Origin of the sequence: Pseudonocardia sp. Ae505_Ps2 (genome assembly GCF_001932425.1) — a bacterium.
In the GTDB taxonomy this organism is placed as follows: Bacteria; Actinomycetota; Actinomycetes; order Mycobacteriales; family Pseudonocardiaceae; genus Pseudonocardia.
Genome location: NZ_MCIP01000001.1, coordinates 3,853,084 through 3,860,664, shown reverse-complemented (window position 1 = coordinate 3,860,664; position 7,581 = coordinate 3,853,084). Strand labels below are relative to the sequence as shown.

7 protein-coding genes are annotated in these 7,581 nt (G+C 76.4%); 2 read left to right on the top strand and 5 right to left on the bottom strand.

What is annotated here, in order from left to right; all coding sequences use genetic code 11:
- Positions 1 to 148: 148 nt before the first annotated feature.
- Genes nadC through nadA form a run of 3 tightly spaced genes read right to left on the bottom strand, consistent with a single transcriptional unit; the run spans position 149 to position 3,659 of the window.
- Positions 149 to 1,066 carry a carboxylating nicotinate-nucleotide diphosphorylase gene (gene nadC / locus Ae505Ps2_RS18430; RefSeq protein ID WP_083696084.1) on the bottom strand — a complete coding sequence of 306 codons (918 nt, stop codon included), beginning with the start codon at positions 1,064 to 1,066 and terminating at the stop codon, positions 149 to 151.
- Positions 1,063 to 2,664, bottom strand: a complete 1,602-nt coding sequence (locus Ae505Ps2_RS18425; protein WP_075305646.1) for an L-aspartate oxidase — start codon at positions 2,662 to 2,664, stop codon at positions 1,063 to 1,065. The genes nadC and Ae505Ps2_RS18425 overlap by 4 nt, the downstream gene beginning before the upstream one ends.
- On the bottom strand, positions 2,661 to 3,659 hold the full coding sequence (gene nadA, locus Ae505Ps2_RS18420; protein ID WP_075553810.1) for a quinolinate synthase NadA: 999 nt from the start codon (positions 3,657 to 3,659) through the stop codon (positions 2,661 to 2,663). Before nadA ends, Ae505Ps2_RS18425 begins: the two co-directional genes overlap by 4 nt.
- A 167-nt stretch (positions 3,660 to 3,826) precedes the next feature.
- Here nadA and Ae505Ps2_RS18415 point away from each other — a divergent pair, with 167 nt between their 5' ends.
- Together Ae505Ps2_RS18415 and Ae505Ps2_RS18410 are read left to right on the top strand one after the other, a co-directional pair.
- Positions 3,827 to 4,537: an NUDIX domain-containing protein gene (locus Ae505Ps2_RS18415; RefSeq protein ID WP_020621720.1), complete on the top strand. Its 711-nt coding sequence runs from the start codon at positions 3,827 to 3,829 to the stop codon at positions 4,535 to 4,537.
- A gap of 13 nt (positions 4,538 to 4,550) precedes the next feature.
- Positions 4,551 to 5,222, top strand: a complete 672-nt coding sequence (locus Ae505Ps2_RS18410) for an LON peptidase substrate-binding domain-containing protein (protein ID WP_060714735.1) — start codon at positions 4,551 to 4,553, stop codon at positions 5,220 to 5,222.
- 2 nt (positions 5,223 to 5,224) lie between these two features.
- On the opposite strand, the gene Ae505Ps2_RS18405 is transcribed toward Ae505Ps2_RS18410, so the two are convergent.
- Both Ae505Ps2_RS18405 and Ae505Ps2_RS18400 read right to left on the bottom strand, forming a co-directional pair.
- On the bottom strand, positions 5,225 to 6,853 hold the full coding sequence (locus tag Ae505Ps2_RS18405) for an ATP-binding cassette domain-containing protein (RefSeq protein WP_083702303.1): 1,629 nt from the start codon (positions 6,851 to 6,853) through the stop codon (positions 5,225 to 5,227).
- A 143-nt stretch (positions 6,854 to 6,996) separates the two neighbouring features.
- The gene (locus Ae505Ps2_RS18400; protein WP_075305643.1) at positions 6,997 to 7,551 is read right to left on the bottom strand and encodes a type II toxin-antitoxin system PemK/MazF family toxin; all 555 of its coding nucleotides are present in this window, start codon (positions 7,549 to 7,551) and stop codon (positions 6,997 to 6,999) included.
- Positions 7,552 to 7,581: the final 30 nt, after the last annotated feature.

Below are 7,581 nucleotides of genomic sequence, written 5' to 3'. Positions count from 1 at the left end.
GGGCCGGCGACACCGCGCACATCGGGCCACGGCGCAGATCGGAGCACGCCGCGCTCGGCGGGCGCGGTGCGGCCGGCCGAGCGCCGAGTGGCACACCATGCACCCGCGGCACCCGTCACGGGGTACACGGTGTGCCACTCGGCGTCGGTCACTCCAGGTCGAGCCCGAGGTCCAGCGCGGTCACCGAGTGGGTCAGCCCGCCGACGGCGAGGAAGTCCACACCGGTGGCCGCGTAGTCCCGGGCGCCGGCCAGGGCCAGCCCGCCGGAGGACTCCAGCAGCGTGGCCCGGTCCCCGCGCCGCCGGACCGCCTCGGCCGTCTCGGCGACGGTGAAGTTGTCCAGCAGCACCAGCTCGGCGGCGAGCTCCAGCACCTCGTCGAGCTGGTCGAGCGAGTCGACCTCCACCTCGCACGGCAGGTCCGGGGCGAGCGCGCGGGCCGCGGCCAGCGCCGCGGAGACCGACCCGGCCGCCGCGACGTGGTTGTCCTTGATCAGCACCGCGTCGCCCAGCCCGAGCCGGTGGTTCACCCCGCCGCCGCACCGCACGGCGTACTTCTCCAGCAGCCGCAGGCCGGGCAGCGTCTTGCGGGTGTCCCGGATCCGGGCGCCGGTCCCGTCGACGGCGTCGACCCAGGCGCGGGTGGCCGTCGCGATCCCGGACAGGTGCGTGAGCAGGTTCAGCGCGGTGCGCTCTGCGGTGAGCAGTCCGCGGACCGGTGCCCGCACCGTCAGTGCCGGGGTCCCGGCGGTGAGCCGGTCACCGTCGGCCGCCTCGGCGAGGACGGTGTACCCGCCCGCGCCGAGCACCTCGTCGAGGACGGCGCGGGCCGCCGGGAGCCCGGCGAGCACGCCGTCGACCCGCGGGGTGACCGACGCGGTCGCCACGGCGTCGGCGGGCACGGTCGCCGCCGTCGTCGCGTCCGGGCCGTACCGCAGGTCCTCCCCCAGCGCGGTGCGCACCACCCGCAGCAGGTCCTCGGGGTCCGGGACCCCGACGTCGCTGACCCCACCGACCCCGGCGGCGACGCGCGCCCCGCCCCGCGCCGTCCCGGTGCGTGCCGTCATGCCGCACCCACCAGCGAGCCGTCCGCCACGACCACCGGCCGCCCGGTCGCGTCGACCCGGATCCGCAGCGACGACCGCTGGTGCGTGTCGTCCCGGTCGGGGAAGTCCGTGCGCACGTGGCAGCCGCGGGTCTCCCGGCGGGTGCCCGCCGCCACCAGCACGGCCTGGGCGATCAGGGTCAGTGCCGCGTCCTCCACGCCGGCGCGGTCGACCGGGACCGCGGTGGTGGTGACGGCCTCGATCGCGTCCGACGCGCCGGCGAGCCCGGCGGCGTCGCGGCCGATCCCGGCGCTGCCCGACATCGCCCGCTGCACCACGGTGCGGTCGGCCACCGGCAGCGCCGGGACCGTCCCGGCCGGGGCCGGCACCCCGGTCGGGCCCGCGTCGGCGAGCACCGCGCGGACCACCCGCTCCCCCACGACCAGCCCCTCCAGCAGCGAGTTCGACGCCAGCCGGTTCGCCCCGTGCAGCCCCGTCCTGGCGACCTCGCCCGCCGCGTAGAGGCCCGGGACACCGGTCCGGCCGGACGTGTCGGTGACGACGCCGCCGCAGGCGTAGTGCGCGGCCGGAGTCACCGGGATCGGCTCGGTCAGCGGGTCGATCCCGGCGGCCCGGCAGGAGGCGTAGACGGTCGGGAACCGCGCGGCGAACCCGTCGAGGGCGGTGGCGTCGAGCCAGGCGCACTCGCTCCCGGTCTCGGCCATCCGGCGGGTGATCGCCGCGGCGACGACGTCGCGCGGGGCGAGGTCGGCCCGCGGGTGCACCCCGGCCATGAACGCGGTCCCGGCCCGGTCGCGCAGCACCGCGCCCTCGCCGCGGACGGCCTCGGTCACCAGCGGGCGACGCCCGGCGGCGCCGCTGCCGGGGCCGGTCCACAGCACGGTCGGGTGGAACTGCACGAACTCCAGGTCCGCCGCGACGGCACCGGCGCGCAGGGCGAGCGCGACGCCGTCGCCGGTGGAGGTGGCCGGGTTGGTGGTGGAGGCGTAGAGCTGCCCGTAGCCGCCGGTCGCGAGCAGCACCGCGGGCGCCGACAGCACCCCGGCGCGGCCGTCGGCGTCGAGCACCGTGAGGCCGGTGACCCGGCCGGCGTCGCGCAGCAGGTCGGCGGCGACGTGCCCGTCGAGCACGGTGAGCTGTGCCGACCGGGTCGCCGCGACCAGCGCGCGCTCGATCTCCGCACCGGTCGCGTCGCCCCCGGCGTGCACCACCCGGTACGCCGAGTGGCCGCCCTCCCGGGTCCGCGCGGGGCGGTCCCCGCTCAGGTCGAACAGGGCGCCGCGCGCGCGGAGCCTGCGCACCGCGTCCGGTCCGGCGCGCACGATCGTCTCCACCGCGGCGACGTCGTTCAGCCCGCCGCCCGCGGCGACGGTGTCGGCGACGTGGGAGTCGGGCGTGTCCCCGGCGATGTCGCCGAGCACGACGGCCACCCCGCCCTGTGCCCAGCGCGTGGAGCCCTCACCGATGCCGTCCTTGGTGACCACCACGACGCGCAGCCCGGCCGCGGCCGCGTCGAGCGCGGCGGTCAGCCCGGCCACCCCGGACCCGACGACGACCAGGTCGGCGCCGGCCTCCCAGCCGGCTCCCCGCGCGGTCACTCCCCACCTCCCGGCTGGCCGATCTCGATCATCCGCTGCACGGCGGCGCGGCCGCGCGCGGCGAGGTCGGGGTCGACGTGGACCTCGTCGGTGCCCTCGCGGACCGACCGCAGCAGCGCCTCGGCGGTGATCATCTTCATGTAGGGGCAGGACGCGTGCTCGTTCACCGCGCGGAACTCGATCTCCGGGGCGGCCAGGCGCAGCTGGTGCAGCATCCCGACCTCGGTCGCGACGAGCACCTCCGTCGCACCGGTCGCGCGGGCGGCGTCGATCATCCCGCCGTTGGACAGGATCTTCACCTGCTCGGCCGGCACCGCGCCGGTGCCCGCCAGGTAGAGCGCCGAGGTCGCGCAGCCGCACTCGGGGTGCACGAACAGGTCGGCGCCGGGGTGGGCGGCGGCCCGGTCGGTGAGCTGGCGGCCGTTGATGCCGGCGTGCACGTGGCACTCCCCGGCCCAGACGTGCATGTTCTCCCGCTGCAGGGTGCGGCGCACGTGCGCACCGAGGAACTGGTCGGGCAGGAACAGCACCTCGCGGTCGCGCGGGATCGAGTCGACGACCTCGACGGCGTTGGAGGAGGTGCAGCAGATGTCGGTCTCGGCCTTCACCGCGGCGGTGGTGTTGACGTAGGAGACGACGACCGCACCCGGGTGCTCGGCCTTCCACTCCCGGAGCTGGTCGGCGGTGATCGAGTCGGCCAGCGAGCAGCCGGCCCGCGCGTCGGGGATCAGCACGGTCTTGTCCGGGCTGAGGATCTTGGCGGTCTCGGCCATGAAGTGCACGCCGCAGAACACGATCGTCGACGCGTCGGACTCGGCCGCGATCCGGGACAGCGCGAGCGAGTCCCCCACGTGGTCGGCGACGTCCTGGATCTCGGGCAGCTGGTAGTTGTGCGCCAGCAGGACCGCGTCCCGCTCGCGGGCCAGCGCACGCACCTCGTCGGCCCAGCCGGGGTCGATCCCCGTGTCGCCGGGTGCCGTCAGCGTTCCGGTCATTGCGCCCTCCCGAGCCGAATCGGGTTTTCACCTAGCGGGCGGAAACTGAGCGGATAGTAGCACCGCTCGTCCGCCACCGGCACCTCCGTCGTGACCGGGACCTCACCTGACGGACACCTCACCGTCACGTCCCGGTGCGGTTGCCGGTCCGCCCTAGGCTGGGGTCCGTGACACCTCCACCGGTCCTGCACGAGGTCCTCGCCGTCGTGCTCAGGATCCGGGAGGGGCGGGTCAATGCCCTCCTCTGGCAGCGCGCCCTGGACCCGGACGCCGGCCGCTGGGCGCTGCCCGGCGGCACCCTGGGCCCCGACGAGGACGTCGAGACCTCCGTGCGCCGGCAACTCGCCGAGAAGGTCGACGTCCGCGAGGTCGCCCACGTCGAGCAGCTCTCGGTGTTCTCCGACCCGGCCCGCTCGCCCGGCAGGCGCCGCATCGCCACCGCGTTCCTCGGCCTGGTCCCCTCCGACGCGGACCCGGCGCTGCCCGAGGACACCGCGTGGCACGAGGTCGAGGACCTGCCCGCGACCGCGTTCGACCACGCCGGGATCGTCGCGGCGGCGCGGGACCGGCTGCGCGCCAAGCTCTCCTACACCAACCTCGGGTTCGCGCTCGCCCCCGCGGAGTTCACGATCTCGGCGCTGCGGGAGCACTACGTCGCCGCGCTGGGACACGAGGTGTCGGCGACGAACCTGCAGCGCGTCCTCACCCGTCGCGGCCTGCTGGAGCCCACCGGCGAGGTCGCGCCGTCCGGGCGCGCGGGTGGGCGCCCGGCCGCGGTGTTCCGGTTCACCGACCGCGGCCTGCGGGTCACCGACGCGTTCGCCGTGCTCCGCCCACCCGCGCGACCCGGCGGGGCCCGCGACGGCGTACTACCGTGAGCCGGTGTCCGCCATGCTCCCGCTGTTCCCGTTGGGAACGGTGCTGATGCCGGGTGCGGCGCTTCCCCTCCACATCTTCGAGCCCCGCTACCGCCAGCTCACCGTCGACCTGCTCACCGGGGCCGTCCCCGACCGCGAGTTCGGCGTCGTCGCGGTGCGCGAGGGCCACTCACCGGACCGCTCCGGCGCCGCGGGCATGCACCCCGTCGGCTGCACCGCGGTGCTCATCGACGCCCGCCGGCTGCCCGACGGCCGCTACGACGTCGTCACCCGCGGGGCCCGCCGCTTCCGGCTGCTCGACCTCGACGCGACCTCGCACTCCTACCTCTGCGGCGAGGTCGAGTTCCTGCCCGACGACACCGGCGACGACGCCGACCCGCGGCTGGTGGCGATGCTGGAGCGGTCCGCCCGCGCGGCCCACCGCGAGTACTGCGACACCGCGTGGCGGACCGGTGACTGGTCCGAACCCGCCGACGACACCCCCACTGCCGAGCTCGCGCACCTGCTCGCCGGGGACTGTCTGCTCCCCCTCGATGACCGCCAGCTCCTCCTGGAGCAGACCAGCCCGGTGCAGCGGCTGCGGGAGATCCGCCGGCTGCTCGCCCGCGAGCGCGGCCTGCTGGAGAACCTGCGGGCGGTGCCCGCGCCGCTCGGGTCGTTCACCGACGAGCACAGCCCGAACTGAGCTCACCCGCCGATCGCGAGGTGCGGCCCGTCCCAGCGCCGGCGCAGCCACCGGTCGTGCGAGGTGACGACGACGGTCCCCGGCGCGGTCCCGAGCGCCTCCTCCAGTTCCCCGGCCAGCCGCAGCGAGACGTGGTTGGTCGGCTCGTCGAGCAGCAGCAGGTCCGGGGCGTCGGCGACGGCGACGGCCAGTGCCAGCCGCCGTCGCTGGCCCAGGCTGAGCTCGCCGACCGCGGTGCCGTGCTCGCGCGGGTGCAGCAGCCCCAGCTCGCGCAGCGGGACGGCCTCGGCCGGCTCGACGCCGACGGCGTCGGCGTAGGCGGCCGCGGCGCTGCGGTCGGGCGGGCCGACGTCGGGGTCCTGGGCCAGCAGCCCGACCCGGCGCGCCCGCACGTCCACGGTGCCCGCGCTCGGGGCCAGGTCGGAGTGCAGGACCGCCAGCAGGGTCGACTTCCCGGCCCCGTTCGGGCCGGTGACCAGCAGCTTCTCCCCCACCGGCAGGTCGAGCAGGTCGAGCCGCAGCCGGCCGTCGACCCGCAGGTCCCGGATGCTCACGGCGAGCCCGTCGGCCGGGGCCTCGCCGGTCAGGCGCCCGGTGAACTCCAGCGGCCGGGGCGGCTTGCGGACCGCCTCGCGCTCGGCGGTCTCCAGCCGGCGCTGGGCGTCGTGCACCCGGCGGGCCCGGGTGCGTTCGACGCCGGCCTCCTTGAAGGCGTGGATGAACTTGTCGTTGTCGCGCGGGCCGCGGCCGGGGGCGATCGTCGAGAGCCCGGCCCGGCTCCGCTCGCGCAGCGCGGCGATCTCCTCCTGCTCCGCGGCGAAGCGCTCCTCCCAGCGACGGCGGCTCGCCGCGGCGGCATCGAGGTACTCGGTGAACGAGCCGCCGAACCGGCGTCCGCCGTGCCCGTCGGTGCCGAGCTCACCGGCGTCGAGGTCGAGCAGCTCGGTGCAGACCCGGTCGAGGAAGGTGCGGTCGTGGCTCGCCGCGACGACGACGCCGGGCAGCTCCACGAGTGAGCGTTCCAGCAGGTCCAGGGCGTCGTCGTCGAGGTGGTTGGTGGGCTCGTCGAGCAGCAGCACCGCGGGGCGGCGGACCAGCGCGGCGGCCATCGCGAGCCGGGTGCGCTCGCCGCCGGACAGGGTCGCGACCGGCCGGTCCCGCTCCAGGTCGGCGACGCCGAGCGTGCCCGCGGTGACCTCGGCGCGCCGGTCGGCGTCCCACGCGTCGTGGGCGATCGCCCAGGCCAGCACCCGGTCGTAGGCGGCGGCGCCGGTGCCGTCGGCGAGCCGGCCTGCCAGGCGCTCCAGCTCGGCGACGGCGTCGTGCAGCGGGCGCAGCGCCGCGTCCAGCAGGTCGCCGACGGTCCCCCCGTCGCCCAGGTCCGGCTCCTGCGGCAGGTACACCCGGTCCGCGGGCACCGTGAGCGTCCCACCGTCCGGGGTGTCGACGCCGGCGAGCAGCCTCAGCAGCGTGGACTTGCCCGAGCCGTTCTCCCCGATCAGGCCGACCCGCGTGCCCGGTGCGGCGACGAGGTCGACGCCGTCGAGCACCGGGGGGCGGCCGGCGTGGGTGGCGTAGGAACGGACCAGCCCGCGGGCGGTGACGGCACGGATCTGCTCGGTCGATGACATGACGACGGCTCCGGTGGAGACGGAGGAGGACCGCGGGGGCGTGTGCCGCGTCCGCGGTCGGTGGGGTCGTCAGTGCCTCATGATGAGCAGGAGACTAGCGGGCGCGCCGGTGCGGCGCACCCCGGTTTCTCAGCGCAGGTTTCTCAGTGCCAGCCGTAGCGCGAGCGCAGCTCGGTGGCGACCCGGTCGAACCGCGCCCGGTCGAGCACCGCGCCCTCCCGGCGGATCCCGTGCTCCTCCACCTCCAGCACCCGGTCCAGCCGGATGTAGGAGTCGCGCCCCTCGCGGTCCCAGGCGCCGGAGCCGATCCCGACCCAGTCCGGGTCGTGGGCCCGCTTGTCCTGGCTGGACAGCATCAGCCCGAGCAGGTCCCCACCCGAGCGCCCGACGACGAGCAGCGGCCGGTCCTTGCCCTGGCTCGCGTCCTCCTCGTAGGGCACCCAGGTCCAGACGATCTCGCCGGGGTCCGCGGCGCCGTCGGGCTCGGGGGCGTAGGCGATCTGCCGGGCACGGTCGCCGGTCGGCGCGGTCCGCACCCGCCCGGCCGTGGGCGGCGGACCGGGCCGGGCACCGCCGCCCGGCCGCGCACCCCGCGGTGCCGTCCGACCGGACCTCTGCGCGTCCTTCTGCGAGTCCTTGAGGAACTGCACCGCCACGTCCGCGGCCTTGCGCAGGACCGAGCCCCAGTTGATCGCCATGCCGGCCAGCCTGCCGCATGTGCGGCGCGT